Below are 26,692 nucleotides of genomic sequence, written 5' to 3' on the forward strand. Positions count from 1 at the left end.
AAGGGATTGCCGTGATTGAACTTGATTCAACCCTTGCGCAACACATTGTGGATCGCTCCATGGCAATCCTTCCCTACAACGTCAATGTGATGGATGCGCAGGGCATGATTATCGGCAGCGGTGATCCCTTGCGATTGCATACCCGTCACGAAGGCGCTCAGCTGGTGTTGGCCAACAGTCGAGTCGTCGAGATCGACGATCAGGCCGCCTCTTGCCTGCGAGGTGTGAAGCCGGGGGTCAACATGCCACTGCTCTATGCCGAGCGGTTGATCGGGGTCCTCGGTATCACGGGTACGCCCGAGGTTGTCAGGCCATATGCCGAGCTGGTCCGCATGGCGGCCGAAATGTTGGTGGAGCAGCGACAATCGCATCTGGAGCGTCATTGGCAGCGGCATCGACTGGACAGCTGGATCGGCCAATTGCTGGACCCTTCGGTAAGCCTGAACACGCTTTCTGTTGAGGCTGAGCGACAGCAGGTACCCCTGAGCTGGCCACGTCAGGTATGCCTTATCGAGCTGAATGAAGCCTCAGACTCCCGTTCGGCCAAGGCGTTGAGCGCCATGTTGTCTGCCAATCTGGAGAGTTTTTGCGCCCCCGTCGGTATGCAGGAATGGTTCTGGTGTCGTCCGCTCGGGCGGCCTCATGAAGAACAACTCTGGCTTGATCAGGCAAAGGCCAAGGGGCTGAACGTATTACGCGTTACAGCATCGGGTCCGCTGGAAAGTCTGGTTGACTTGCGAGAGGCCTGCCAATCACTGCGCTTGCTGCAAGCCTATGCCCGTGCGTGCCTGCCTGATGTGCGGCTACTCAAGCTGGATGAGCACCGGCTGACGGCACTGCTTTACAGCCAGCGGCAGAGCTGGCTTTTACAGGGGTGGCTCGATCCCTTGAAGCGGCTGTTTGCGCAGGATGAAAATGGCGTGTTACGAGAAACCTTGCAGGCGTGGTGCGAGCACCATGGGCAGGCATCTGCTTGTGCCGCGTCCTTGAATATCCATCGGAATACGTTGCGCTATCGTCTCGAGCGTATCTGTGAGCTGACTGGACTCAGCCACGATATGCTGGGGCAGTGGCTTTACCTGTCGCTGGGAATCAGTCTGCTGGAATGCGCCTGATTGTGCAGATGCACAATATATACGGTGAAGTCAGGTGCTTATCTTGTGCTTGTGTACCAAGCGAAACTCATTGAACTGATAGCACAATAAGCTCATCCACAGTTATCCGATCACAATAACAACCGGAGCCTGTCATGAGCCTCGTCCTTATTCTGGTGGCGTTGATAGCATTCATCGTCGTGACCACCACACGCTTCAAGCTTCATCCATTTCTGGCCTTGCTCCTGGCGGCTTTTCTCGCCGGTTTCGCCTACCAGGTGCCTGTCGGCGATATCACCAAAACCCTTACAACGGGCTTTGGCAGCATCCTGGGATACATCGGTATCGTCATTGTGCTAGGCACAATTATCGGTGTGATTCTGGAGCGTAGCGGCGCGGCCATAACCATGGCGGAAACCGTGATTCGTGTACTCGGCGAGCGTTTTCCCACCCTGACGTTGTCCATCATCGGTTACTTGGTTTCGATACCCGTATTCTGCGATTCCGGTTATGTGATCCTCAATTCGCTGAAAAATGCGCTGGCTGCTCGTATGAAGGTCTCCCTGATCTCCATGAGTGTAGCCCTGGCGACTGGCCTCTATGCTACGCATACCTTTGTGCCACCTACACCGGGGCCGATTGCGGCTGCGGGTAATCTAGGGCTCGATGCAAGTCTCGGACTGGTTATCGGTGTTGGCCTTATCGTGTCATTCGTAACGGCCATGGCGGGGCTGTGGTGGGCCAACCGCTTCCTGGGTAAGGACATCCCGCTGGTTGATGATGGTACGCCGATGCCTTCCCAGGAAGATTTCACAGCATTACGGGAAAGTTATGGTGTGCTTCCCAGTGCCTGGCAGGCCTTTGCCCCGATTTTTGCTCCCATTGGATTGATTTGCCTGGGGTCAATAGCTGCCTTTCCCAGCAAGCCTTTCGGAGAAGGGGCGGTGTTGACGCTGTTGGGTTTTATTGGGCAACCCGTCCTGGCGCTGCTGGTAGGCCTAGTGCTGGCCTGTTCGCTGCTCAAGAGCAATGACAAGCGCCAGGAGTTTCAGAATCATGTGGCCGAAGGCATCTTGTCAGCGGCTCCCATCTTGCTTATTACCGGCGCTGGTGGGGCGTTTGGTGCCGTGCTCAAAGTCACTCCACTGGGCGATTACCTTGGCAGCACGCTTTCCGCCTTGGGGATTGGGCTGTTTATGCCATTCGTAGTGTCCGCCGCCCTGAAAACAGCCCAGGGTTCGACTACGGTTGCGCTGGTGACAACGTCTGCCTTGGTAGCACCGCTGCTGGGGCAGCTGGGGCTCGACAGTGAGATGGGGCGTGTATTGACCGTAATGGCGATCGGCGCTGGAGCGATGACGGTTTCACATGCCAACGACAGCTTTTTCTGGGTTGTGACTCAATTCAGCCGTATGAGCGTAGCCACGGCATACCGTGCCCAGACACTCGCTACCTTGGTTCAAGGGCTTACCGGGATGACCACAGTATGGCTTTTAAGTCTTTTCCTGCTGTAACGAGCAGCCATACCCATCGACAGGCGAACCGTCAGCCGGGAGAACATTGATGAAACTCGTGATCGCACCTGATTCGTTCAAGGAAAGCCTGAGCGCACCCGAGGTTGCCCAGGCTATTGCAGAGGGTTGGAGAGCGGTTTTTCCCTCCGCCACTATCGAACTCAAACCCATGGCCGACGGAGGAGAGGGCACGGTCGAGGCCTTGCTGGCTGCAACCGGAGGAGAGCGTCGTGAGCTGACCGTGCAGGGGCCGCTGGGGCAGCCGGTATTGGCTCACTGGGGATGGCTGGGCGAGGGGACAGCCGTGATCGAGATGGCGGCTGCCAGCGGCTTGCACTGGGTGCCAAAAGCGCAGCGGGATGCCAGACGGGCCAGTAGCTACGGTACCGGTGAGTTGATCCGCGCTGCGCTGGATGCTGGAGCTCGACGAATTATCCTGGGGTTGGGTGGCAGCGCTACGAATGATGGCGGTGCGGGGTTGCTGAACGCCTTGGGAGTCAAGTTCCTGGATAAACATGGTCAGCCTTTGCCGCCAGGGGGTGCTGCGTTAGCCGAACTAGTCCGTATTGAGCTGAACGGTCTGGATAAGCGTCTTGCTACCGTTCAGATCGATGTGGCTGCCGATGTCGATAACCCCTTGTGTGGCTCTCATGGTGCCTCCCATGTCTTTGGCCCTCAGAAGGGCGCAACGCCTGAGGATGTCGCTGTGCTGGATGCAGCACTTGGGCAATACGCTCAGGTTGCAGCTCAAGTACTCGGGGAAGATCACAGTTGCTTTCCAGGAGTGGGAGCGGCAGGGGGGCTGGGTTTTGCTGCTAGGGCCTTTCTTCAGGCGCATTTTCGATCGGGTGTCGAGCTGGTTGCAGAAGTTTCCGGGCTGGCAGAGGCGCTCCGGGACGCGGATCTAGTCATTACCGGAGAGGGGCAACTGGATTACCAAAGCCTGCATGGCAAGACGCCCATAGGAGTTGCCAGGGTCGCCCGTGAGGCTGATGTGCCTGTCATTGCATTGGTGGGTAGCTTGGGTGCGCACTACCAGCAGGTATATGAGGCAGGAATTGAGGCAGCATTCAGTCTGGTGCCTGGCCCTGTCACGCTGGAGCAGGCCTGTCGGGCCGCCGCACAGGAGCTGCGCGCGCGCGCAACCGACCTTGCTCGAGTCTGGCGTCTGGCCCGGCAATCACGCGAGGGTTGAACAGGATGAGTCGTCCTATTTCAGGTAAAGCAAGCGAATCGGATGAACGAAAGCTGTCTGGATCAAAAGATTCAACCGTTTGCCTTGAGGCCATATGAGAGGATGATAAAAGCTGAACATTCCTGTAAGGCGGAGGGTCCACCATAGGGTTCCGCCGAGAACAGCCCTGTAGGAACTGGAGTTGAATGATGAACAAGACCACTCAAATTATTACTGCACTGACTGCCTCCGCGCTGCTGGCCGGGTGCGTATCCAGCCAGACCGGTGACGTGTACTCACGCGATGAGGCTCGTCAGGTTCAGACCGTACGCATGGGGACCATCACAGCCTTGCGCCCCGTTAAGATTGAAGGAACCAAGACCCCCATCGGCGCAGGTGCCGGTGCGGCGGTAGGTGGTATCGCCGGCAGTGGCGTAGGTGGCGGTCGGGGTAGCTATGTCGCCGCTATCGTGGGCGCCGTAGCGGGTGGCCTGCTTGGTGCCGCCACTGAAGAAGGTTTCACTCGCGCCAACGGTGTAGAGGTGACTGTACGCGAAGACGATGGCAGCACCCGTGCCTATGTACAGGAAGTCAGCAAGGGAGAGGTGTTCCGGGTGGGTGAGCGCGTACGCATCGTGACGGTAAACGGCACCAGCCGTGTAGCACCTAATTCTGCCCAGTAAGATCCAGTGGCCGCAGAAAGCGTTTCTGCGGCCACTATTTCAGCGTTTCACTCATTGTTGCCTAGCTGTGCATTAAAGATGAGCATCTACTGATGCTTCCCGCATCTCTCCGTACACCCTAGACTGCGTATTGCCGATGTTTTCTGTCGCATATCTGTAAGCCGCTCCGCTGGCTGGTTGTGCGCTGTAAATAGTTGTCGCATAGCGGCAATGCCCGGCGTGATCTACTCCCTACAATCCTTCCATCGCTAGCCCACAACAGGCAGGAGAATTTTCGATGTCTGCTCCGCAGTTCTCGGTGCAACGCACCGACTTCGACCAGATCATGGTGCCCAATTATGCGCCCGCCGCATTCATTCCCGTCCGAGGCGAAGGTTCACGCATCTGGGACCAGGCCGGGCGTGAGCTGATCGACTTCTCTGGCGGCATTGCGGTTAACGCACTGGGGCACGGTCATCCCGCCCTGATGCAGGCCTTAATGGAGCAGGCTAACAAGCTCTGGCATGTATCCAACATTTACACCAACGAGCCTGCATTACGCATGGCTCGCAAGCTGGTTGACGCTACCTTTGCCGACCGGGTGTTTTTTGCCAACTCCGGCGCAGAAGCCAACGAGGCTGCGTTCAAGCTGGCCCGTCGTTATGGGCATGACGTCAGTGGCGGAAGCCGTTATGAAATCATTGCTGCAACCAACAGCTTTCATGGCCGCACACTGTTCACGGTAAGCGTGGGCGGGCAGCCCAAGTATTCGGAAGGATTTGGTCCAAAGATCGAAGGTATCACCCATGTGCCTTATAACGATCTGGACGCACTCAAGGCGGCCATCTCCGAAAAGACCTGTGCGGTCGTGCTCGAGCCCATCCAGGGCGAGGGTGGAGTACTGCCGGGTGACCAGGCGTATCTGCAAGGCGCACGTGACCTGTGCGACCAATATGGCGCACTGCTTGTATTCGATGAGGTGCAGAGTGGGGTAGGCCGTACCGGCCACCTTTATGCCTACATGCACTACGGCATCACACCTGATGTACTGACTACAGCCAAGAGCATTGGTGGCGGTTTCCCGTTGGCGGCAATGCTGACAACTGACAAGCTGGCGGCACATCTTTCGGTAGGCACTCACGGCAGCACCTACGGTGGTAACCCTCTCGGCTGTGCTATCGGTTCCGCCCTGCTGGACGTAGTCAACACGCCTGAGGTTTTAGAGGGTGTGAAGACTCGCCATAACCGTTTCCGTACCGCGCTTGAGGCCATGGGCAGCAAGTACGGCATCTTTTCCGGTGTTCGCGGGATGGGCCTGCTGATTGGCGCTCCGCTGAGCGAGCCCTGGAAAGGTCGGGCGAAGGAAGTGCTGGCGGCAGCCAACGAGGAGTCGCTGATGGTGCTTCAGGCCGGTCCGGATGTCATCCGCTTTGCTCCCAGTCTGGTCATCAGCGAGGCTGACATTGATGAAGGCCTGGCGCGACTAGAGCGCGCTGTGGCCCGCATTACCCAGGCTTGAGCCTGAACGTGGCGCAGGGAGGCGCCACGGTATTCAAGAGCGATTTCAATTAGAAAAATTAGAAGGAGTGACTTCATGCTGGTGATGCGACCTGCTCGGGCAGCTGATTTGCCCCATGTGCAGCATCTGGCCGCGGACAGTCCGGTAGGTGTCACCTCTTTGCCGGATGACATCGAGCGGCTCAAGGAAAAGATCCGGGTTTCAGAAGCCTCTTTTGCCGCTGAAGTAAGCTTCAATGGCGAGGAAAGTTATTTCTTCGTTCTGGAGGATTCAGACACGGGGCGTCTGGTTGGCTGTTCAGCCATCATTGCCACGGCTGGCTTTTCCGAACCGTTTTACAGCTTTCGCAACGAGACCTTTATCCATGCCTCGCGTGAGCTCAAGATTCACAATAAGACGCATGTGCTTTCACTCTGCCACGACCTGACGGGCAACAGTGTGCTGAGCAGCTTCTACATCGATCGTGATTTTCTGGATACCCCTATAGCCGAGCTCAATTCTCGGGGTCGATTGATGTTCATGGCTGGCCATCCCGAGCGATTTGCCGAGTCTGTCGTGGTCGAAATCGTAGGCATGAGTGACGAGCAGGGCGATTCGCCGTTCTGGGACTCAGTAGGCCGTCACTTCTTTGATGTGAGCTATGCCGAAGCGGAGCGCATCTGCGGTGCCAAGAGTCGCACTTTTTTGGCGGAGCTGATGCCGATCTATCCGATCTATGTGCCGTTGTTGACAGATGCCGCCCAAGAGGCCATTGGCCAGGTTCATCCACGTGCGCAGATCACTTTCGATATCCTGACCCGCGAAGGCTTCGAAACTGACAATTACGTCGATATTTTCGATGGCGGTCCGACGTTGCATGCGCGTACCAACAACATCCGTTCGATGGCAGGGAGTCATGTGGTCGCGGTGGAGGTGCAGGATGCGGTCGACGGCAACCGTGCCTATCTGATCAGCAATGATCTGCTACAGGACTTCCGTGCCATTGTTCACGAGCTCGATTGGGAGCCAGGAGCGCCGGCAGTTCTGTCGAGTGCCGCCGCCGCCGCGCTCAACGTCAAGGCTGGCGATACCGTACGGCTCGTCGCTGTTTAACCATGATACGTGCTGTCGTCATGAGAGTAGTGCGTGCCCAGGGCACGTCAGACGCAGGCGCGGCGAAGCGCCGGCCTGGGTCATCGGAGGGAATATGATCATTCGTCCTGTCACCCGCGCGGATCTGCCCGCGCTAATCGAGCTTGCGCGCACTACAGGCGCCGGGCTTACCACTTTGCCTGCCAGTGAAGAGCGTCTGGCTCATCGGGTGGAATGGGCTGAAAAAACCTTCCGCGGCGACGTCGAGCGTGCCGATGCGGATTATCTCTTCGTACTCGAGCAGGACGATGGCACCGTTATCGGTATTTCCGGTATTGCCGGCGCCGTAGGTCTACGTGAGCCCTGGTACAACTACCGGGTGGGGCTGACAGTCAGTGCCTCTCGCGAACTCAATATCCACCAGCAGATTCCCACGCTGTTCATGGCCAATGACCTGACCGGTAATTCGGAGCTCTGCTCGTTATTTCTGCACGCAGGCCATCGTAACGGATTGAACGGCCGTCTGTTGTCCAAGGCGCGCTTTCTGTTCATCGCCGAGTTCCGCTCGTTGTTCTCAGATAAGCTGATCGCAGAAATGCGTGGGGTGTCGGACAGCCGAGGACTTTCGCCTTTCTGGGAAAACCTGGGGCGTAACTTCTTCAAGATGGAGTTTTCTCAAGCGGATTACCTGACCGGTGTGGGCAATAAGTCATTCATTGCCGAACTCATGCCCAAGTTTCCGCTTTACACGTGTTTCCTTTCAGAGCAAGCACGGGCTGTCATTGGTCGCGTCCATCCTGATACCGAGCCTGCACTTCGCATGCTCAATGCAGAAGGGTTTGCCTACCAGGGATATGTGGACATCTTCGACGCGGGCCCGGCAATTGAATGCGAAACCGACAAGGTTCGTGCCATTCGGGATAGCCAGATACTCGTTTTGTCCATCGGCACGCCGGGCGAAGATGCCCAGCCCTATGTAATTCACAACCGTAAGCGAGAAGGCTGCCGGATTACCGCTGCACCTGCACGGGTAGCCTCTGGAACACTGGTGGTTGACCCTGTTACGGCGAGAAGGCTGCAGCTGTCTGCTGGCGCTCAGGTCCGCGCAGTGTCAGTAGCGCCCTAGGAGAAAACGACATGAGTACGCATTACATTGGCGGTCAATGGCTGGCTGGCGAAGGCGCCGAATTCACTTCGCTCAACCCTGTCGGGCAAACCGTGATCTGGCGTGGAAACGAAGCCTCTGACAAGCAGGTATCGGACGCTATAGCCGCTGCTCGCGCCGCTTTTCCTGCATGGGCTCGCAAGCCGCTGGACGAGCGTATCAAGGTGCTTGAAGCCTTTGCAGCAACACTCAAGACGCGTAGTCAGGAACTAGCCAATACCATTGGTGTGGAAACCGGCAAGCCTTTTTGGGAAGCTGCGACAGAAGTCACCAGTATGATGAACAAGGTGGCCATCTCGGTTCAGGCCTACCATGAGCGCACGGGTGAAAAGGCGGGCGTCTTGGGCGAGGCTAGAACGCGGCTACGACACAAGCCCCATGGTGTTGTTGCGGTATTTGGTCCGTATAACTTCCCAGGCCACTTACCCAACGGGCATATTGTGCCGGCTTTGCTTGCAGGAAATACTGTTGTTTTCAAGCCCAGTGAGATGACGCCTGCTGTCGCCGAGCTGACGGTCAAGTGCTGGATCGAGGCGGGGTTACCGGAAGGTGTACTCAACCTGGTGCAAGGGGCTCGCGCTACTGGTGTTGCCTTGGCTGCGCAGCCTGACATCGATGGGCTGTTCTTTACGGGGTCAAGCCGGACGGGCGCCTTGCTCCATCAACAGTTTGCTGGTGCTCCCCACAAGATCCTGGCGCTTGAAATGGGAGGGAATAATCCGCTGGTGGTCGACACGGTCGATCAGATCGATGCAGCGGTCTATACGATTGTACAGTCTGCCTTCATTTCGGCCGGGCAACGCTGCACTTGTGCACGCCGTCTGTTAGTACCGAATACGGAGCAGGGCGACATCATTCTGGAGCGTCTGGTACAGGCAGCGGCCAGGCTGCAAGTAGGACGGTTTGATGAGGAGCCGGCTCCTTTCCTGGGGGCTGTTATCTCTCTGGACGCTGCCCGCCAGCTACTTGAAGCGCAAGAGCGTTTCCTGGCCAAGGGTGCAGTGCCACTGCTGACCATGACTCAGCCTCATGCTGAGAGCGCTTTGCTCACGCCTGGCATTCTGGATGTGACCAGCGTTGCCGATCGCCCTGACGAGGAGTTCTTCGGGCCGTTGCTGCAAGTCATTCGCTATGAGAGCTTCGACGAAGCTGTACGCGAGGCTAACACTACCCGCTTTGGCCTGGCGGCAGGCTTGCTCTCGTCATCCAGTGCGAGGTACGAACAATTCCTGATCGAGTCGCGCGCGGGCATTGTCAATTGGAACAGGCCTTTGACAGGCGCTGCCAGCAGTGCTCCCTTTGGCGGTATAGGCGCTTCCGGCAATCATCGTCCCAGCGCTTATTATGCGGCGGACTACTGCGCTTATCCGGTCGCCTCGCTGGAAGCCGACACGCTTGATTTACCGGCAACACTGTTGCCTGGAGTCCATCTATGAACGCTTATGAAGTCAATTTTGACGGATTGGTCGGCCCGACCCATAACTATGGTGGGCTTTCCTATGGAAACGTAGCCTCTCAAAGCAATGGGCAGCTCACTTCGAATCCTCGCGAAGCCGCTCGCCAGGGGCTGGCCAAAATGAAAGCGTTGATGGAGCTCGGCTTCAAACAGGGCGTATTCGCGCCTCAGGAGCGTCCCCACGTTGCTGCGTTGCGCCAGCTGGGCTTCACCGGGACAGATGCTCAGGTCATAGAGCGCGCCGCCAGGGAAGCCTTGCCGCTGCTTGCCTCGGTCAGCTCTGCTTCTTCAATGTGGACGGCCAATGCCGCTACCATCAGTCCTAGCGCAGATACGGCAGATGGACGGGTGCACTTCACGGCAGCCAACCTGAACAGTAAGTTTCATCGTAGCATCGAGCACCCTACGACCAGCCGTGTACTGGCAGCCATGTTTCGTGATGAAACGCATTTTGCGCATCATACGGCCTTGCCGGCCGTAAACCAGTTTGGTGATGAAGGGGCTGCCAACCACACGCGTTTCTGCCGCGACTATGACGAGGCTGGCGTAGAGTTCTTCGTGTTTGGTCGGAGTGCTTTCGACAACCGCTACCCGGCGCCGCAGCGTTATCCGGCGCGTCAAACCCTGGAAGCCTCCCAGGCCATAGCGCGGCTGCATGGACTGACGGAAGAGGGTGTGGTCTATGCTCAGCAGAATCCTGAAGTCATCGACCAGGGGGTCTTCCACAATGACGTGATCGCGGTGGGCAATGCTGAAGTATTGTTCTATCACGAGGATGCTTTCCTCGAAAGCGATCGCGTGCTCAAGGAGTTGACCGACAAGCTGGCTCGACGTGGCGGGACGCTGCGCGCCGTATGCGTACCCCGTAGTCAGGTAAGCGTCAATGACGCGGTACGGTCTTACCTGTTCAATAGCCAATTGCTGCTCAAGCCGGATGGCCAGACACTACTGATCGTGCCTGAAGAGTGCCGCCAGAATGCTCAGGTGTGGACATATCTGGATCAGCTTGTCAAAAGTGATGGGCCTATCCGCGAGGTTAAGGTATTCGACCTCAAACAGAGCATGCAGAACGGTGGGGGGCCCGCCTGTCTACGGCTACGTGTAGCGCTGAAGCAGGCAGAGCTTGAAGCCGTCAATCCTGGTGTGCTGATGACGCCCGAGCTCTATACACGACTGGTAACCTGGGTAGATACTCACTACCGGGATCGCCTTAACGTATCTGATCTGGCTGATCCGCAGCTACTATTCGAGTGCCGAACAGCCCTGGATGAGCTTACACAAATCTTGAAGCTGGGTTCGGTTTATCCATTCCAGATCGATTGAGTACAGACATGATCGAAAGCTTGTCCCTTATTCTCGAAGACACCCAAGGCGAGCGACGCGAAGCGCGTGCTGCCCGCGTTGCCGTTCAAATCAATGGCCGTGACCTCTGGCTGGAGCCAGACGGACAGGGTGGGCTTACGATCTATGCCGAGTCCTTTGAAGATGAGGCTGAGACCCCGGTACTGGGGTTACGCCCGCAGGCAGTGAACCAGTTTGGACTGGCGCTCAGTCTGGAGCCGGTCGAAGAGGACCATGAGCATGGTCCAGATTGTGGTTGTGGGCATGATCACTGACTAACACTACTTGCCAGCCAGGATCATCATGACGGAACAGTACGGTCTTTCTCTGGGCAAACTGCTTGAACTCACACTGGCTGGCCGAGAGCCAGCCGAAAAAATCCAGGTCACCTCCAGCGGTATTCGCTTGCAATGGTTGAGTGAGGGTGCCTTGCTCGTCAAGCCGGCCAACGGAACGGATGCAGGGATCGACCTCCTGCTTTCAGCCGGTATCCACGGCAACGAGACAGCGCCTATTGAAATGCTGGATCGGCTGCTCAAACGCATCGCGAGAGGTGAGATAAAGCCTCGTGTTCGCATTCTCTTTCTTCTGGGCAATCCTGAAGCCATGCGGCGCAATGTTCGCTTTGTCGAGCAGGATATGAATCGCCTGTTCAACGGTAAGCATGTGCTGACGTCAGGATTCGAAGCTCAGCGGGCCGATCAGCTGGAGCGCTTGGTCGCACAGTTTTTCAGCGAGCCGGACAGGGCTCGACTGCATTACGATCTGCATACGGCAATCCGTGGTTCGGCCATTGAGCGTTTTGCGCTATATCCCTGGAGCGAGGGGCGAGAGCACTCGCAGGCCGAGATGGCCAGGCTTGAAGCCGCCGGTATTGACGCTGTGCTATTGCAGAGCAGGCCTGGTATCACCTTCAGCGCTTACAGCTACGCGGCCCATCAGGCTGAAGCCTTTACGCTTGAGTTGGGAAAGGCTCGTCCATTCGGTCAGAATGCCGGCGTCGATGTCAGTCAGCTCGAGTCCCGACTCAAGGCTATCATTGAGCAGTGCGAGCCCGAGTTGCCGCAAACACTGGAGCGGCTCAAGGTGTTTCACGTATCGCGAGAAATCATCAAGCAGAGTGAAGCGTTTCGCCTGTATCTGGCTGACGATGTCGCGAATTTCAGTCCACTGCCCGAAGGCTATCTGCTTGCAGAGGATGGTTCTCAAAAGTGGATAGTCACTGAAACGGATGCCAGGATCATCTTTCCAAATCCCAACGTAAGACCCGGTCTGCGCGCAGGGATTTTGATCGTTCCAACCAAAGCTTTAGACAATTCGTGATTTTCGAGGCGGCTTTGCATTAGCATCGGGATTTTCTCTTTCCGGAGCTGTTTGCATGAGCCTCATCGATTTGAGAAGTGATACCGTCACCCAGCCTACCCCAGCGATGCGCGACATCATGGCGAAGGCTGAGGTGGGGGACGACGTCTACGGTGAGGACCCTACCGTTCTCAAGTTGCAGCATTATCTGGCAGATGAGCTGGGTTTCGAGGCTGGCTTGTTTGTGCCGAGTGGGACCATGAGCAACCTGCTGGGGCTGATGGGGCACTGCGAGAGAGGTGATGAATATCTGGTAGGGCAGCTGGCGCATACCTATAAATATGAAGGCGGTGGGGCCGCTGTTCTGGGCTCGATCCAGCCACAGCCAGTCGAGATGGAGGCTGACGGAAGCCTGGATCTGGATCGCGTAGCGTCCTACATCAAGCCCAGGGATTTTCATTTTGCACGTACCCGCCTTTTGGCGCTGGAAAACACCATGCACGGCAAGGTGCTTCCCCTGAGCTATCTTGCTGATGCACGCCGCTTTACCCATGAGCATGAATTGGCACTCCATCTGGATGGCGCCCGTCTCTACAATGCAGTCGTCAAGCTGGGCGTTCCACCAAAAGACATTACACGTCACTTCGACTCTGTATCGGTGTGCCTCTCAAAAGGTCTTGGCGCGCCAGTAGGATCGGTTCTGTGTGGCAGCCAGGGTTTGATCGATAAGGCCATTCGCTGGCGTAAGGTCGTTGGCGGCGGCATGCGCCAGGCGGGCGTCCTGGCGGCAGCAGGACTTTACGCGCTTCAGCACAACGTGACCCGACTGGCAGAAGACCATGCCAACGCAGCTCGCCTCGCTGAAGGACTTGAAAAGCTGGGCTACACTGTCGAGCCGGTGCAGACCAATATGGTTTACCTTGCCGCGGGTGACAAGGCTCCCAGACTCGCTTCTTTTCTGCGAGAAAGAGGCATTGTAGTCAGCCCGGCCGCACGGTTAAGGTTGGTGACGCATCTGGATGTATCCAGCGCAAACATTGAAACCGTGCTGGAGGCATTCGCCGCCTATCGCAAGGCCTGAATCCACTTGAATCAAATAGGCAACGCCTATATCGCAAATTGACGACAGCCGGCGCTCCGTCCCGATATACTGCAAGACTTTGCTGGCGCGCTGTAGCCCTGTATCTGTCTGGAAGAATTTATGAAAAGCGCAGAAATCCGTGAAGCCTTCCTCCGCTTCTTTGAAGAGAAGGGGCACACTCGAGTGGCCTCAAGTTCGCTGATCCCCGCGAACGACCCAACCCTGCTGTTCACCAATGCAGGCATGAACCAGTTCAAGGACTGTTTCCTCGGCCTTGAAAAGCGCACCTATACCCGTGCGACCAGCAGTCAGAAATGCGTACGTGCCGGCGGTAAACATAACGACCTGGAAAACGTCGGCTATACAGCACGTCACCACACCTTTTTCGAGATGCTGGGTAACTTCAGCTTTGGCGACTATTTCAAGCGTGACGCCATCAGTTATGCGTGGGAATTCCTGACATCACCCAAGTGGCTCGGTCTGCCGCAGGAAAAGCTCTGGGTTACCGTCTATGCCACCGATGATGAAGCCTACGACATTTGGACCAAGGACGTTGGCGTGCCTGCCGAGCGTATGGTTCGTATCGGTGACAACAAGGGCGCTCCCTACGCCTCGGATAATTTCTGGGCAATGGGCGATACAGGTCCCTGCGGTCCTTGCACAGAAATCTTCTTCGACCATGGTGAGGGCATCTGGGGCGGCCCACCCGGCTCGCCAGAAGAAGACGGTGATCGTTATATCGAGATCTGGAACAACGTATTCATGCAGTTCAACCGTACGGCTGACGGGGTTCTTCACCCGTTGCCGGCGCCCAGTGTGGATACGGGGATGGGGCTTGAGCGCATCAGTGCCGTTCTGCAGCACGTTCACTCCAACTACGAAATTGATCTGTTCAAGAATCTTTTGGCGGCCTCTGCGCAGGCAATCGGCTGCGCCAATGATGACGCGCCTTCGCTCAAGGTTGTAGCCGACCACATTCGCTCCTGCGGCTTCCTGATTGCCGATGGTGTACTGCCTTCCAACGAAGGTCGCGGCTATGTACTACGTCGTATCGTCCGTCGTGCCTGCCGTCACGGTAATAAGCTCGGCGCCAAGGGTACGTTCTTTCACAAGATCGTGGCGGCTCTGGTGGCTGAAATGGGCCAGGCATTCCCTGAGCTAAAGGATCAGCAGGCACATATCGAGCGCGTTCTACGTACTGAGGAAGAGCAATTTGCCAAAACCTTGGAGCAGGGCCTCAAGATTCTGGAGCAGGATCTGGCTGGCCTTGAAGGCGATGTGATCCCGGGTGATGTGGTGTTCAAGCTGTATGACACCTACGGCTTCCCCGTTGATTTAACAAACGACATCGCACGTGAGCGCAACCTGACCCTGGATGAGGAAGGGTTTGAGCGTGAAATGGAAGCTCAGCGTGAGCGAGCCCGCTCGGCCAGCTCGTTTGGTGTGGACTACAACAGTCTGGTCAAAGTCGACGGCGAGACGCTCTTCACGGGTTATGACAGTCACGCCGGTAATGGCAAGATCGTTGCGCTGTTCAAGGCGGGCAGCCCGGTGCCTCAACTGGTTGAAGGTGACGAAGGTGTCGTGGTACTTGATCAGACACCTTTCTACGCCGAGTCGGGCGGTCAGGTGGGTGACAGCGGTTATCTGTTCGCTGACGGCCAGCGTTTCGATGTGCGTGACACCACCAAGGCAGGCGGTGCGTTCCTGCATCATGGCCTGGTTGCCGCTGGTACGCTCAAGGTAGGCGAGACGCTGGAAACACAAGTCGACGCCTCTGTGCGCCAGGCTACGGCACTTAACCACTCGGCGACTCACCTCCTGCATGCCGCACTGCGTCAGGTACTGGGCGATCACGTCCAGCAAAAGGGCTCCCTGGTTGATAGTCAGCGTCTGCGGTTCGACTTTAGTCACTTCGAGGCTATCAAACCTGAACAGCTCAAGGAGCTAGAGGAAATCGTCAATACCGAGGTTCGCCGGAACACGACGGTTCAAATCGAGCTAATGGACATCGAAAGCGCCAAGCGCAAAGGGGCCATGGCGCTGTTCGGTGAGAAGTATGGCGATACCGTGCGCGTACTGACTATGGGTGACGGCTTCTCCATTGAACTCTGTGGCGGCACTCACGTTGCCCGCACCGGTGATATTGGTGTGTTCAAGATCATCAGTGAAGGCGGTGTGGCATCGGGTGTACGCCGTATCGAGGCGGTAACTGGTGCTGGTGCGCTGGCATACCTGAACAAGGCGGAAGAGCAGCTCAAGGAAGCGGCAGGCCTGCTCAAAGGCAGTCGTGAAAATGTTCTCGATAAGCTCTCCGGTGTGCTTGAACGTAACCGTCAGCTAGAAAAGGAACTTGAGCAGCTCAAGGCCAAGGCTGCCAGCGCAGCTGGTAATGACCTGGCGGGGTCTGCCGTCGAGATCAAGGGCGTTAAGGTGCTGGCTGCTCGCCTTGATGGGCTGGATAGCAAGGCGCTGATGGCCATGGTCGATCAGCTCAAGAACAAGCTGGGCTCTGCCGTGATTCTGCTGGGTGGCGAGCAAGACGGTAAGGTCGTGCTGGTCGCGGGCGTGACCCAGGATCTGACCGGTCGACTAAAGGCGGGCGATCTGATGAGGCAGGCTGCTGCGCATGTGGGCGGGAAGGGTGGTGGTCGCCCTGATATGGCTCAGGGTGGCGGTACCGATCCGGCTGCGCTGGAAGGCGCACTTGAGTTGGCCCGCAGCTTTGCCGAAGCGGGATTGTGATTGAATAAGCGATGGGGCTCGCATCGCGCTCTGTGAGCCCTTGGCAGGTGTATACCTGAATTGTTAAATGAGCGCCCTCGCGTTAGGCAGCAATCAAATGGCATTGATCGTACAGAAGTTCGGCGGCACCTCGGTGGGTACTGTCGAGCGCATCGAACAGGTGGCCGAAAAGGTCAAGAAGTTTCGCGAAGCCGGTGACGATATTGTGGTAGTGGTTTCTGCCATGAGTGGCGAGACCAATCGTCTGATCGACCTGGCCAAGCAAATCATGCCGCAGCCAAACCCGCGCGAGTTGGATGTAATGGTGTCAACAGGTGAGCAGGTGACCATCGCCATGCTTGCCATGGCATTGACCAAGCGGGGTGTTCCGGCCGTGTCCTTCACCGGTGGACAAGTCCGGATCCTGACCGATAGCGCTTTTACCAAGGCGCGTATCGTCAGCATTGACGAACATCGTATCCGTGCCGAACTCAAGGCAGGGCGAGTCGTGGTTGTGGCAGGTTTCCAAGGCGTGGATGAGCAGGGCAATATCACTACCTTGGGCCGGGGCGGCTCCGACACCACGGGTGTCGCGCTTGCAGCTGCGCTCAAGGCAGATGAATGCCAGATCTATACCGATGTGGACGGTGTGTATACCACTGATCCGCGCGTAGTGCCTCATGCACGTCGTCTTGAAAAGATCACCTTCGAGGAGATGCTGGAAATGGCCAGCCTCGGCTCGAAGGTTCTGCAGATTCGCTCGGTTGAGTTTGCAGGCAAATACAACGTGCCTCTGCGCGTACTTCATAGTTTCAAAGAGGGTCCAGGCACCCTAATTACTCTTGATGACGAGGAATCCATGGAACAGCCGATCATCTCCGGCATCGCCTTTAATCGTGACGAAGCCAAGCTGACCATCCGCGGTGTTCCAGACACCCCGGGCGTTGCGTTTAAGATCCTGGGTCCCATCAGTGCGGCCAACATTGAGGTCGACATGATCGTGCAAAATGTTTCGCACGATAACACCACGGACTTCACGTTTACGGTACACCGTAACGACTACCAGAATGCGCTTGAAATCCTAAAGCAGACGGCAGCGACCATCGGCGCACGTGAGGCAATCGGTGATACCAAGATTGCTAAGGTGTCGATCGTTGGGGTGGGTATGCGTTCTCATGCCGGGGTGGCGAGTCAAATGTTCGAAGCGTTGGCCAAGGAAAGTATCAACATACAAATGATTTCGACGTCTGAGATCAAGGTGTCGGTCGTTATCGAAGAGAAATACCTGGAATTGGCTGTGCGTGCCCTTCACACGGCTTTCGAACTCGATGCGCCTGCTCGGGTAAGCGAATAGCCAATCTCTCTGGAGGGCGTTTTTGGATGCCTTCCATCGATTTGATCATGCCGCCGGAACTTTCTTTCCGGCGGTATTGGTCAATAGATCAGTAAGGATCGCGGGCTCCCGGAATTGATCCTGATTTTTTTGCAGACTGTGGTCCTGAACGAAAGGAGAAAAGGAATGCTTATTCTAACTCGACGGGTTGGAGAAACCCTTATGGTAGGTGATGAAGTGACCGTAACGGTCTTGGGAGTTAAGGGAAATCAGGTGCGCATTGGGGTGAATGCTCCTAAAGAAGTGGCGGTTCACCGTGAGGAAATCTACCAGCGAATTCAAAAGGAAAAGGACCAAGAACCTAACATCTGATTTTTATTTAACTTTTTGCTTGCATACGGGAAAAAATCGCGTATATTACGCCCCGTCGCGGTGAGGTGGCCGAGAGGCCGAAGGCGCTCCCCTGCTAAGGGAGTACACCTCAAAAGGGTGTCGAGGGTTCGAATCCCTCCCTCACCGCCATTTACGTTACAGGCTTCGGGAAAAGCGATTCAGAGTTCTATCCCTCTGATTCTATTAAGAAATTCGCTTGACTCAAAAAGATACGAGCCTATAATGTGCACCCTCAGCGCGCTCGTAGCTCAGCTGGATAGAGTACTCGGCTACGAACCGAGCGGTCAGAGGTTCGAATCCTCTCGAGCGCGCCATTTTGAAGGGTGTTTAAAAAACACCCGGTTTTACCAGTGGTGATCTGGATATAAAAGCACCAAGTTGCGCGCTCGTAGCTCAGCTGGATAGAGTACTCGGCTACGAACCGAGCGGTCAGAGGTTCGAATCCTCTCGAGCGCGCCATACCCCAAAGGGCTTGCAGAAATGCAAGCCCTTTGTTTTTGTGCCCTGAAAAACTTACGCAGACATGTTCCGGCGAGGCTATATGAACTGGGAACTTGAAAATCCGTTCGTCATATCGTTGCAGGTATCAATGACTGACATCGATGCGCTTGGGCATGCCAATAATGCTGTTTACGTCGCCTGGCTAGAACAGTGTGCCTGGCAGCATTCAAGTAGCTTAGGACTTGGTGTTGACGAGTTTCACCGGTTGGATCGCGCCATGGCGGTAGTTCGGCACGAGATCGACTATCTCGCAAGTGCTTTCGAAGGTGATCAGTTGCTGCTGGGAACATGGCTGACTGATTGGGACAGGCGGCTACGTATGACACGTCGTTTTCAACTGATGCGCCCGTCCGATGGTATGACCTTGCTGCGTGCAGTCACGACTTTCGTATGTATAGAGCTCTCTTCAGGTAAGCCGCGGCGTATGCCTGAGGCTTTCATTCAGGGTTACGGTCAGGCGCTGCCTGATTCGCTTTAAGTGTTCCAGAGGTCTACATGCAAATCGCTTTGGCGCCCATGGAGGGGCTGGTTGATGAGATTCTGCGCGATCTGCTGACGCAGGTAGGTGGCATCGACTGGTGTGTCACGGAGTTTATTCGCATTACCAACCGGCTATTGCCTCTAGCAACGTATGAAAAATACGCTCCGGAGTTGGCAAGCGGCTCGATGACGCGAGCGGGAGTACCCATGCGAGTCCAGTTCCTAGGGTCGGATCCTGTCTGTCTGGCAGAGAATGCGGCGTACGCCTGTACGCTGGGTGCTCCGGTCATTGATCTGAATTTTGGTTGTCCTGCCAAGACTGTTAACAACTCCAAGGGCGGTGCCATTCTCCTTAACGAGCCAGAGCTGTTGCACTCGATTGTCTCGCATGTTCGTCGTGCCGTGCCTTCGTCTATCCCGGTGACAGCCAAGATGCGGTTGGGCTATGACAGCCCTGAAGGCGCGCTGGAGTGCGCTCAAGCGTTGGTTTCTGGCGGGGCGCAACAGTTGGTTGTGCATGCCCGTACCAAAAAAGATGGCTATAAACCGCCCGCTCACTGGGAGTGGATTGCCAGGGTTGCGGAAGTCGTCGACGTTCCTGTACTGGCTAACGGCGAGATCTGGGCGTTGGAGGATTACTGGCGGTGCCGTGAGGTGTGCGGTATCGCAGAGGTCATGTTGGGGCGTGGATTGGTTTCCCGGCCTGATCTGGCGAGGCAGATAGCGGCCAGCGTCAAGGGTGAGCATGTTGAGCCTATGCAGTGGGAAGAGCTGTTCGCGCTGCTACAGATTTTCTGGCTTAAAGCGCGTCAGAAGATGGCGCCACGCTATGCGCCGGGACGTTTCAAGCAGTGGTTGGGTATGCTTTCCCGTAATTATGAGGAGGCGTTGACGTTGTTTGGCGAAATACGCCGTGAGACAGAATGCGAGCGGATCGATACGCTGCTTGGCTTGCAGTCCTCAATTCCTTCGGTTGCATAGTCCAGTTCAGTTACCGTTCATCGGGTGTGCTACTTGAAAAAAGTGAGAGGGTTCCTATATGGAATCCTGCAGGGCGCCGAAGCCGGGCCCTGCGTTGAAACTTGCTGATGACTCAGGAGATTCCCTATATGAACACTGCATTCTCTCTTGCTCCCTTGTTCCGCCATTCCGTTGGATTCGACCGCTTCAATGATCTGTTCGAATCCGCGCTGCGCAACGAGTCGGGCAGCTCCTACCCACCCTATAACGTGGAAAAGCATGGCGACGATCGCTATCGCATCGTGATTGCGGCTGCCGGCCTTGCCGAAGACGACCTTGAGCTTGAAGTAGAGCGGGGCGTGTTGACCGTGAAGAGCGGCCGCCGTGAGAAGAGCGCCGACAGCGTGACCTATTTGCACCAGGGCATCGCCCAGCGTGCCTTCAAGCTGTCCTTCCGCCTGGCTGATCACATTGAGGTGAAGGGCGCGAGCTTGAAGAATGGCTTGCTCAACATCGATCTGGTGCGTGAAGTACCGGAAGAGGCCAAGCCCAAGCGCATCGCTATCAATGGCCAGTTGAGTGCCAATGAAAAGCCTGCGCTGGAAGGTCAGAGTGCCTAAGTACAGCGGCCATCAAACAGTAAAAAAGGGGGCGCCATGTGCGGCCCCTTTTTTATTCATGCATGGAAATCGCTCAATAGCTTCATAAAAGCCTTGGCTGCATTGGAATGCGTTCGTTCTGTGTGAGCGATATAGCCCAGGCGACGCTTGAGGTGTATTCCAGGCAAGGGGAGACTCACGACCTGTTCATCAAGCATTGTCCGTGGAAGAACGCTCCAGGCAATGCCGATGGAGACCATCATTTTAATGGTCTCCAGATAATTTGTGCTCATTGCAATGTTAGGGGTGAGCTGCTGCGCCTCAAACAAGCCCCGCACGATGTGATGGGTAAAGGTATTTCCGCCTGGGAAAACGGCGGGGTGCGCAGCAAACTCAGCCAGACTGATTTGCTCTGACATGGCCAGGGGGTGCTCAGGCGCTGCGACAAAATCGAGGGGGTCATCCCAGACAGGTGAGGCCTGGATAAGCGGCGATGCTTCTGGCGCCAAGGTGATAATGCCAAGCTCCACACGCCCCTGTAGCACTTCCTCATATGCCGCTTCTGAGTCAAGAAAGCGAATATCCAGAGAAACTTTTGGGTATAGGCGTGTAAAGGTCCTGAGTACCGGCGGTAGCCGATGTAATCCGATGTGATGACTAGTGGCTAAAATTAGTTTGCCGGCAATCTCTCCATTGAGATTGGCCAGTGCTCTTCGCGTGTCAGCCAAGGCGTCTTTTACTTGGTAGGCCCTGGGCAAAAGCGCTCGGCCTGATTCGGTTAGGCTGATTTCCCGCCCAATACGATCGAAGAGACGTGTTTCCAATTGCTGTTCAAGGCTGGCAATTCGTTTGCTGACGGCAGGTTGTGTCAAATGCAGCCGTTCGCCTGCCTCGGAAAAACTTCCACTCTCAGCAACTGCTATAAACGCATTGAGGTTATTCAGATCCAAAAGATGGATTCCTGATGGTTATGCGGATTATGAAAATTATGAATTTGTTTTATGAGAGCATCAAGCGTTAGGATCACCTTACAAGCCCTAAGGGCATAGAAACACGCCGATGAGGACGTTAGTGATGGCTGGCAAGACCCTTTACGACAAGCTCTGGGATATGCACTTGGTCAAGCAGCGCGATGATGGTTCGGCACTGCTGTACATTGATCGTCATATCATTCATGAGGTGACCTCACCTCAGGCATTCGAAGGCCTGCGGTTGGCTGGGCGCAAGCCTTGGCGTCTAGGCGCCAATCTGGCAACGCCAGACCACAACGTGCCAACCACGCCGGATCGTAAGGAAGGTATTGCTTCCATCAAGGATGAGACGTCTCGCATTCAGGTTCGTACGCTCGACGAAAACTGCGATGACTTCGGTATTACTCAATTCAAGATGAATGACGTGCGCCAGGGCATCGTGCATGTCATAGGCCCAGAGCAGGGCGCTATCCTGCCTGGCATGACCGTGGTATGTGGTGACTCCCATACGTCCACCAATGGTGCGCTTGGGGCCTTGGCTCATGGTATCGGGACGTCCGAGGTTGAGCACGTGCTTGCGACCCAGTGCCTGGTCGCGAAGAAAATGAAAAACATGTTGGTACGCGTCGAGGGTGAATTACCTTTCGGCGTAACCGCCAAAGACATCATTCTGGCTGTGATCGGCAAGATCGGTACGGCAGGAGGTAATGGGCACGCTATCGAGTTTGCGGGCAGTGCTATTCGCGCCTTGTCGATGGAAGGCCGAATGACAATTTGCAACATGTCAATTGAGGCGGGCGCACGCGTAGGTATGGTGGCGGTCGATCAGACCACAATCGATTACGTAAAAGGACGCCCTTTTGCCCCTGCGCCCGAGTATTGGGAGCAAGCCGTAGCGGTATGGCGCGGGCTGGTCTCTGATGAAGATGCTGTCTTTGATACCGTCATCGAATTGGACGCGACCAAGATCAAGCCTCAGGTTAGCTGGGGGACTTCCCCTGAAATGGTGGTTGCGGTAGACCAAGCCGTTCCTGATCCGGCCCAGGAGCGAGACGCCGTGAAGCGTGGCTCTATTGAGCGCGCATTGAAATACATGGGATTGCAGGCCAGTCAGCCTATTACTGATATTCGTCTGGATCGAGTATTCATTGGCTCCTGTACCAACTCTCGCATTGAAGACCTTCGCGCCGCGGCGGCTGTCGCCAAAGGCCGTAAGGTGGCGAGTTCCATCAAGCAGGCGCTGGTGGTGCCTGGGTCTGGCCTGGTAAAGGCCCAGGCTGAAAAGGAAGGTCTGGATAAGGTCTTTATCGATGCAGGTTTCGAATGGCGTGAGCCGGGCTGTTCAATGTGCCTGGCAATGAACGCGGATCGCCTTGAAAGCGGTGAGCACTGCGCATCCACATCCAACCGCAACTTCGAAGGGCGTCAGGGTGCCGGTGGTCGTACGCATCTGGTAAGTCCCGCCATGGCCGCTGCGGCAGCGATTGCAGGGCATTTCGTTGACGTTCGTGAATTCGGCCGCGTTTAAGGAGTATCTCATGCAGGCATTTACTCAGCATACAGGCGTGGTTGCTCCACTGGATCGCGCCAATGTCGATACGGATCAGATCATTCCAAAGCAGTTTCTTAAATCCATTAAGCGGACCGGCTTTGGCCCCAACCTGTTTGATGAGTGGCGTTATCTGGATGTAGGGCAACCTGGGCAGGACAATAGCCAGCGTCCACTCAATCCGGATTTCGTGCTTAATCAGTCCCGTTACCAGGGAGCCAGCATTCTCCTGGCGCGGGAAAATTTCGGATGTGGATCATCCCGTGAACACGCGCCTTGGGCGCTGGATGGATACGGCTTTCGCGCTGTGATTGCTCCGAGCTTTGCTGACATCTTTTTCAACAACAGTTTCAAGAACGGTTTATTACCAATCGTCCTGCCAGAACAGGAAGTAAGTGAACTCTTTGCTCAGGTTGAGTCGACAGAAGGGTATACCCTTGAAATCGATTTGGCCTCGCAGGTTGTGAAACGTCCTGATGGCAAAGCCATTCCCTTCGAAATCGACGCGTTCCGCAAGCACTGTTTGCTTAATGGGTTGGATGACATCGGTCTGACCCTGCAGGATGCGGATGCCGTCAGGGCATTCGAAAAGACATACCAACAGGCCAATCCCTGGTTGTTTCAAAACGCATGAGGTAGGCAACATGGCTGGTGATCACGAACAAATTGTCCAATCCCAATTCGGTACGATGGCTGAGTCGTACCTGGGGAGTAACGTCCATGCTCAAGGCTCTGAACTGCAGGAGATGCGGGAACAAGTAGCCAAACGCGAGCAGGCAAAGGTTCTGGATCTAGGGTGTGGGGCCGGCCATGTCAGCTACAACATTGCGCCTGTGGCGGGCTCGGTGGTGGCATTGGATCTGTCAGAAGAGATGCTGGCCATCGTCAAGCGTACGGCCAATGAGCGTGGCATCGACAATATCAGTGTGCAACCCGGGATGGCTGAGCGTCTGCCGTTTGGGGATGCCAGCTTTGATTTCGTTCTTAGTCGGTATTCCGCGCATCATTGGCGTGACATCGGCTCAGCTCTGAGCGAGGTGCGGCGTGTGCTGCGTTTCAATGGTCAGGCTGCGTTTGTGGATGTTATCTCGCCTGCCAACCCCCGTCTTGATACCTATCTTCAGACCGTAGAAATCCTGCGTGATAACAGTCACGTCAGAGACTACTCCATGGCTGAGTGGCTCCAGATGCTGGGTGTTGCTCGTCTGGGAGTAACCCGCTGTGTTCGCCAGCGGCTGCGCTTGAACTTCCTGGAGTGGGCCGAGCGGATGAATACGCCTGAGCCCATGCGTCAGGCCATACGCACAGTACAAGGCCGGATTGGTCAGGAAGTCCGTCATTATTTTGAAATTGACAAGGACGGCTCCTTTACCGTCGATGTGATGGTCCTTTGGGCCCAGCCTATATGATCTGGGTGGTGCCCTTGCACCACCTCTACTTTTCCATGGATAAGTGAGATAACAATGAGCAAACAGATCCTCATTCTGCCAGGCGATGGCATTGGCCCTGAAATCATGGCTGAGGCTGTTAAGGTTCTGAATCGCGTCAACGACATGTTCGCATTGGATTTCGAGCTGACCGAAGATGTGATCGGCGGTGCAGCCATCGACAAGCATGGCGTTCCGTTGGCTGATGAGACGCTTGAAAAGGCTCAGGCAGCAGATGCTGTTCTGCTGGGTGCGGTGGGTGGTCCCAAGTGGGACAAGCTTGATCGTGCAATTCGTCCTGAAAAGGGTTTGCTCAAGATTCGTTCTGCGCTAGGTCTGTTTGCCAATCTGCGTCCGGCCATTCTCTATCCGCAATTGGCGGAGGCCTCTACCCTCAAGCCAGAAGTGGTGTCAGGTCTGGACATCCTGATCGTGCGCGAGCTGACCGGCGGGATCTACTTTGGTGGCCCTCGCGGTATCCGCACGCTCGATAACGGTGAGCGTGAGGGTTTTAATACGCTTCCCTACAGCGAAAGCGAAATTCGCCGGATCGCACGTGTCGGTTTTGAAATGGCTCGTGTCCGCGGCAGGAAACTCTGCTCGGTAGACAAGGCTAACGTCATGGAGTCCAGTCAGCTATGGCGAGAGGTTGTGGAAGAGGTCGCCAAGGATTATCCCGATGTCGAGCTAAGTCATATGTATGTCGATAATGCGGCCATGCAGTTGGTGCGCGCGCCCAAGCAGTTCGATGTAATGGTGACGGACAACATGTTTGGCGACATTCTGTCGGATGAGGCCTCAATGCTGACCGGTTCGATTGGCATGCTGCCTTCCGCTTCGCTGGATGCCAACAACAAAGGTATGTACGAGCCCTGTCATGGTTCGGCGCCGGATATCGCCGGCCAGGGCATTGCCAATCCGCTGGCTACGATTCTTTCCGTTTCCATGATGCTCCGCTACAGCTTCAATCAATCAAAAGCCGCTGAGGCGATTGAGCAGGCGGTAAGCCGTGTTCTGGACCAAAAGTTGCGTACAGGTGATATCTGGTCAGCGGGCTGTCAAAAAGTAGGTACTCGCGAAATGGGCGAGGCAGTAGTCGCGGCGCTCGCAAGTGAGTAATCTGTACGGCCGGCCGGAGCGCTTCCGGCCGCCACTTCCAAAAAGGTGCAGTAGCAATGAAGCGTGTAGGTTTAATCGGATGGCGCGGTATGGTGGGATCCGTGCTCATGCAGCGTATGCTGGATGAACGTGATTTCGACTTGATCGAGCCGGTGTTCTTTACCACCTCCAATGTAGGGGGCGAAGGTCCTTCCATTGGAAAAGATATCGCTCCGCTGAAAGATGCCTACAGCATTGACGAACTCAAGGGCCTGGACGTCATCATCACGTGCCAGGGCGGCGATTACACCAGCGAAGTTTTCCCGAAGCTGCGGGAAGCCGGTTGGAACGGTTACTGGATTGACGCTGCGTCTACCTTGCGTATGCATGACGATGCCGTAATCGTTCTAGATCCCGTAAACCGTCGAGTGATCGACCAGGCGCTTAACGAGGGCACCAAGAACTACATCGGTGGCAATTGCACCGTTAGCCTGATGTTGATGTCTCTGGGCGGGCTGTTCGAGGCTGGCCTGGTTGAGTGGATGAGCGCAATGACCTATCAGGCAGCGTCAGGTGCCGGTGCTCAAAACATGCGTGAGCTGATTCGCCAGATGGGTGCGACGCATGCAAGCGTTGCTGACGATCTGGCAGATCCTGCCAGTGCGATTCTGGATATTGATCGTAAGGTGGCCGAAACGCTACGGGGCGAGTCTTTCCCGGTAGAGCAGTTCGGTGTGCCGCTTGCAGGGAGCCTTATTCCCTGGATTGACAAGGAGCTGCCTAATGGACAGAGCCGAGAGGAATGGAAAGCGCAAGCGGAGACGAACAAGATCTTGGCCCGCTTCAAAAACCCGATTCCTGTCGATGGTATCTGTGTCCGCGTGGGCGCCATGCGTTGCCACAGCCAGGCATTGACCCTCAAACTTAACAAAGACGTGCCGATTTCCGATATCGAAGGTCTGATCAGTCAGCACAATCCATGGGTCAAGCTGGTGCCGAACCACCGTGAAGCCAGCATGCGTGAGCTGACCCCTGCTGCGGTAACAGGCACGCTTAACGTGCCGGTAGGTCGTCTGCGTAAGCTGAACATGGGCTCCCAATACCTGGGCGCATTCACTGTCGGCGATCAGTTGCTATGGGGAGCGGCTGAGCCGCTGCGCCGTATGCTGCGTATTTTGCTTGAGCGTTGATGTATTACTCCTCATTCCGTTGAGATCATGCTTCTCCATGATTTACGGCAATTGAAAGTCTTAAAGGCGGCCGCTACAGTGCCGCCTT

At 55.9% G+C, this 26,692-nt stretch carries 24 protein-coding genes and 3 tRNA genes; 26 read left to right on the top strand and 1 reads right to left on the bottom strand.

Features of this window, described 5'->3' with window-relative positions:
- Window positions 1-11 precede the first annotated feature (11 nt).
- The 21 genes from JQR86_RS06930 (at window position 12) to JQR86_RS07030 (ending at window position 20,390) form a co-directional block, all read left to right on the top strand.
- The gene (locus tag JQR86_RS06930; RefSeq protein ID WP_010794967.1) at window positions 12-1,115 is read left to right on the top strand and encodes a sugar diacid recognition domain-containing protein; all 1,104 of its coding nucleotides are present in this window, start codon (window positions 12-14) and stop codon (window positions 1,113-1,115) included.
- Between the two features lie 134 nt (window positions 1,116-1,249).
- Window positions 1,250-2,608, top strand: coding sequence for a GntP family permease (locus JQR86_RS06935; RefSeq protein WP_407361998.1), 1,359 nt, complete (start codon window positions 1,250-1,252; stop codon window positions 2,606-2,608).
- 49 nt (window positions 2,609-2,657) lie between these two features.
- Window positions 2,658-3,803 (top strand): glycerate kinase, encoded by a 1,146-nt coding sequence (locus JQR86_RS06940; RefSeq protein WP_434154579.1) that lies wholly within the window; start codon window positions 2,658-2,660, stop codon window positions 3,801-3,803.
- Between the two features lie 188 nt (window positions 3,804-3,991).
- Entirely contained in the window at window positions 3,992-4,465 is a 474-nt protein-coding gene (locus tag JQR86_RS06945; protein WP_010794964.1) for a glycine zipper 2TM domain-containing protein, read from the top strand.
- A gap of 277 nt (window positions 4,466-4,742) precedes the next feature.
- Window positions 4,743-5,963 (top strand): aspartate aminotransferase family protein, encoded by a 1,221-nt coding sequence (locus JQR86_RS06950; RefSeq protein ID WP_434154580.1) that lies wholly within the window; start codon window positions 4,743-4,745, stop codon window positions 5,961-5,963.
- A 75-nt stretch (window positions 5,964-6,038) separates the two neighbouring features.
- Complete coding sequence (gene aruF, locus JQR86_RS06955; RefSeq protein ID WP_010794962.1) at window positions 6,039-7,055, top strand: arginine/ornithine succinyltransferase subunit alpha; 1,017 nt, start codon at window positions 6,039-6,041, stop codon at window positions 7,053-7,055.
- Window positions 7,056-7,149: 94 nt separating this feature from the next.
- Window positions 7,150-8,160 (top strand): arginine N-succinyltransferase, encoded by a 1,011-nt coding sequence (gene astA / locus JQR86_RS06960; RefSeq protein WP_010794961.1) that lies wholly within the window; start codon window positions 7,150-7,152, stop codon window positions 8,158-8,160.
- 11 nt (window positions 8,161-8,171) lie between these two features.
- Complete coding sequence (gene astD, locus JQR86_RS06965; protein WP_434154581.1) at window positions 8,172-9,635, top strand: succinylglutamate-semialdehyde dehydrogenase; 1,464 nt, start codon at window positions 8,172-8,174, stop codon at window positions 9,633-9,635.
- Complete coding sequence (gene astB / locus JQR86_RS06970) at window positions 9,632-10,978, top strand: N-succinylarginine dihydrolase (RefSeq protein WP_122042170.1); 1,347 nt, start codon at window positions 9,632-9,634, stop codon at window positions 10,976-10,978. Before astD ends, astB begins: the two co-directional genes overlap by 4 nt.
- Before the next feature lie 8 nt (window positions 10,979-10,986).
- A complete protein-coding gene (locus JQR86_RS06975) occupies window positions 10,987-11,271 on the top strand; it encodes a hypothetical protein (RefSeq protein WP_010794958.1) in 285 nt (94 codons plus the stop codon).
- Between the two features lie 28 nt (window positions 11,272-11,299).
- Window positions 11,300-12,319 (top strand): succinylglutamate desuccinylase, encoded by a 1,020-nt coding sequence (gene astE, locus JQR86_RS06980; protein WP_434154583.1) that lies wholly within the window; start codon window positions 11,300-11,302, stop codon window positions 12,317-12,319.
- A gap of 55 nt (window positions 12,320-12,374) precedes the next feature.
- On the top strand, window positions 12,375-13,379 hold the full coding sequence (gene ltaE, locus JQR86_RS06985; protein ID WP_434154584.1) for a low-specificity L-threonine aldolase: 1,005 nt from the start codon (window positions 12,375-12,377) through the stop codon (window positions 13,377-13,379).
- A gap of 120 nt (window positions 13,380-13,499) precedes the next feature.
- On the top strand, window positions 13,500-16,124 hold the full coding sequence (gene alaS, locus JQR86_RS06990; RefSeq protein WP_434154586.1) for an alanine--tRNA ligase: 2,625 nt from the start codon (window positions 13,500-13,502) through the stop codon (window positions 16,122-16,124).
- Between the two features lie 97 nt (window positions 16,125-16,221).
- Window positions 16,222-17,457, top strand: coding sequence for an aspartate kinase (locus tag JQR86_RS06995; RefSeq protein WP_239381029.1), 1,236 nt, complete (start codon window positions 16,222-16,224; stop codon window positions 17,455-17,457).
- A 165-nt stretch (window positions 17,458-17,622) separates the two neighbouring features.
- The gene (gene csrA, locus JQR86_RS07000) at window positions 17,623-17,808 is read left to right on the top strand and encodes a carbon storage regulator CsrA (RefSeq protein WP_010794953.1); all 186 of its coding nucleotides are present in this window, start codon (window positions 17,623-17,625) and stop codon (window positions 17,806-17,808) included.
- 59 nt (window positions 17,809-17,867) lie between these two features.
- A tRNA-Ser gene (locus JQR86_RS07005) sits at window positions 17,868-17,958 on the top strand.
- Window positions 17,959-18,066: 108 nt separating this feature from the next.
- Window positions 18,067-18,143: transfer RNA gene (locus JQR86_RS07010), tRNA-Arg, on the top strand.
- Window positions 18,144-18,211: 68 nt separating this feature from the next.
- Window positions 18,212-18,288, top strand: a tRNA-Arg gene (locus JQR86_RS07015).
- 82 nt (window positions 18,289-18,370) lie between these two features.
- Window positions 18,371-18,808: an acyl-CoA thioesterase gene (locus tag JQR86_RS07020; protein WP_019365431.1), complete on the top strand. Its 438-nt coding sequence runs from the start codon at window positions 18,371-18,373 to the stop codon at window positions 18,806-18,808.
- Window positions 18,809-18,825: 17 nt separating this feature from the next.
- Window positions 18,826-19,791 (top strand): tRNA dihydrouridine synthase, encoded by a 966-nt coding sequence (locus JQR86_RS07025; RefSeq protein ID WP_434154587.1) that lies wholly within the window; start codon window positions 18,826-18,828, stop codon window positions 19,789-19,791.
- Between the two features lie 128 nt (window positions 19,792-19,919).
- Window positions 19,920-20,390, top strand: a complete 471-nt coding sequence (locus JQR86_RS07030; protein ID WP_312272003.1) for an Hsp20 family protein — start codon at window positions 19,920-19,922, stop codon at window positions 20,388-20,390.
- Window positions 20,391-20,446: 56 nt separating this feature from the next.
- Here the strand turns inward: JQR86_RS07030 and JQR86_RS07035 are convergent, their stop codons facing one another.
- Window positions 20,447-21,319 carry a LysR family transcriptional regulator gene (locus tag JQR86_RS07035; protein WP_434154588.1) on the bottom strand — a complete coding sequence of 291 codons (873 nt, stop codon included), beginning with the start codon at window positions 21,317-21,319 and terminating at the stop codon, window positions 20,447-20,449.
- Window positions 21,320-21,443: 124 nt separating this feature from the next.
- Here JQR86_RS07035 and leuC point away from each other — a divergent pair, with 124 nt between their 5' ends.
- The 5 genes from leuC to asd are packed head-to-tail and all read left to right on the top strand — an operon-like array spanning window position 21,444 to window position 26,604.
- The gene (leuC, locus tag JQR86_RS07040; RefSeq protein ID WP_019365757.1) at window positions 21,444-22,868 is read left to right on the top strand and encodes a 3-isopropylmalate dehydratase large subunit; all 1,425 of its coding nucleotides are present in this window, start codon (window positions 21,444-21,446) and stop codon (window positions 22,866-22,868) included.
- Window positions 22,869-22,878: 10 nt separating this feature from the next.
- A complete protein-coding gene (gene leuD / locus JQR86_RS07045; protein WP_010794947.1) occupies window positions 22,879-23,523 on the top strand; it encodes a 3-isopropylmalate dehydratase small subunit in 645 nt (214 codons plus the stop codon).
- A gap of 10 nt (window positions 23,524-23,533) precedes the next feature.
- Window positions 23,534-24,298: a class I SAM-dependent methyltransferase gene (locus JQR86_RS07050; RefSeq protein ID WP_010794946.1), complete on the top strand. Its 765-nt coding sequence runs from the start codon at window positions 23,534-23,536 to the stop codon at window positions 24,296-24,298.
- Window positions 24,299-24,352: 54 nt separating this feature from the next.
- Entirely contained in the window at window positions 24,353-25,435 is a 1,083-nt protein-coding gene (gene leuB, locus JQR86_RS07055) for a 3-isopropylmalate dehydrogenase (protein ID WP_434154589.1), read from the top strand.
- Window positions 25,436-25,491: 56 nt separating this feature from the next.
- Complete coding sequence (gene asd, locus JQR86_RS07060; RefSeq protein ID WP_434154591.1) at window positions 25,492-26,604, top strand: aspartate-semialdehyde dehydrogenase; 1,113 nt, start codon at window positions 25,492-25,494, stop codon at window positions 26,602-26,604.
- The last annotated feature ends 88 nt before the right edge of the window (window positions 26,605-26,692 follow it).

This window comes from Pseudomonas sp. JZ134, assembly GCF_051027695.1.
GTDB lineage: Bacteria > Pseudomonadota > Gammaproteobacteria > Pseudomonadales > Pseudomonadaceae > Chryseomonas > Chryseomonas luteola.

What these genes read in the sequence shown, in the direction of transcription:
- JQR86_RS06935 (WP_407361998.1), top strand. Translation starts at nt 1,250, where the DNA reads ATGAGCCTCGTCCTTATTCTGGTGGCGTTGATAGCATTCATCGTCGTG.
- JQR86_RS07025 (WP_434154587.1), top strand. Translation starts at nt 18,826, where the DNA reads ATGCAAATCGCTTTGGCGCCCATGGAGGGGCTGGTTGATGAGATTCTG.
- JQR86_RS06995 (WP_239381029.1), top strand. Translation starts at nt 16,222, where the DNA reads ATGGCATTGATCGTACAGAAGTTCGGCGGCACCTCGGTGGGTACTGTC.
- astB (WP_122042170.1), top strand. Translation starts at nt 9,632, where the DNA reads ATGAACGCTTATGAAGTCAATTTTGACGGATTGGTCGGCCCGACCCAT.
- csrA (WP_010794953.1), top strand. Translation starts at nt 17,623, where the DNA reads ATGCTTATTCTAACTCGACGGGTTGGAGAAACCCTTATGGTAGGTGAT.
- asd (WP_434154591.1), top strand. Translation starts at nt 25,492, where the DNA reads ATGAAGCGTGTAGGTTTAATCGGATGGCGCGGTATGGTGGGATCCGTG.
- ltaE (WP_434154584.1), top strand. Translation starts at nt 12,375, where the DNA reads ATGAGCCTCATCGATTTGAGAAGTGATACCGTCACCCAGCCTACCCCA.
- leuD (WP_010794947.1), top strand. Translation starts at nt 22,879, where the DNA reads ATGCAGGCATTTACTCAGCATACAGGCGTGGTTGCTCCACTGGATCGC.
- aruF (WP_010794962.1), top strand. Translation starts at nt 6,039, where the DNA reads ATGCTGGTGATGCGACCTGCTCGGGCAGCTGATTTGCCCCATGTGCAG.
- JQR86_RS06945 (WP_010794964.1), top strand. Translation starts at nt 3,992, where the DNA reads ATGAACAAGACCACTCAAATTATTACTGCACTGACTGCCTCCGCGCTG.
- JQR86_RS06975 (WP_010794958.1), top strand. Translation starts at nt 10,987, where the DNA reads ATGATCGAAAGCTTGTCCCTTATTCTCGAAGACACCCAAGGCGAGCGA.
- astA (WP_010794961.1), top strand. Translation starts at nt 7,150, where the DNA reads ATGATCATTCGTCCTGTCACCCGCGCGGATCTGCCCGCGCTAATCGAG.
- JQR86_RS07050 (WP_010794946.1), top strand. Translation starts at nt 23,534, where the DNA reads ATGGCTGGTGATCACGAACAAATTGTCCAATCCCAATTCGGTACGATG.
- alaS (WP_434154586.1), top strand. Translation starts at nt 13,500, where the DNA reads ATGAAAAGCGCAGAAATCCGTGAAGCCTTCCTCCGCTTCTTTGAAGAG.
- leuC (WP_019365757.1), top strand. Translation starts at nt 21,444, where the DNA reads ATGGCTGGCAAGACCCTTTACGACAAGCTCTGGGATATGCACTTGGTC.
- astE (WP_434154583.1), top strand. Translation starts at nt 11,300, where the DNA reads ATGACGGAACAGTACGGTCTTTCTCTGGGCAAACTGCTTGAACTCACA.
- JQR86_RS06950 (WP_434154580.1), top strand. Translation starts at nt 4,743, where the DNA reads ATGTCTGCTCCGCAGTTCTCGGTGCAACGCACCGACTTCGACCAGATC.
- astD (WP_434154581.1), top strand. Translation starts at nt 8,172, where the DNA reads ATGAGTACGCATTACATTGGCGGTCAATGGCTGGCTGGCGAAGGCGCC.
- JQR86_RS07020 (WP_019365431.1), top strand. Translation starts at nt 18,371, where the DNA reads ATGAACTGGGAACTTGAAAATCCGTTCGTCATATCGTTGCAGGTATCA.
- JQR86_RS06940 (WP_434154579.1), top strand. Translation starts at nt 2,658, where the DNA reads ATGAAACTCGTGATCGCACCTGATTCGTTCAAGGAAAGCCTGAGCGCA.
- JQR86_RS07030 (WP_312272003.1), top strand. Translation starts at nt 19,920, where the DNA reads ATGAACACTGCATTCTCTCTTGCTCCCTTGTTCCGCCATTCCGTTGGA.
- leuB (WP_434154589.1), top strand. Translation starts at nt 24,353, where the DNA reads ATGAGCAAACAGATCCTCATTCTGCCAGGCGATGGCATTGGCCCTGAA.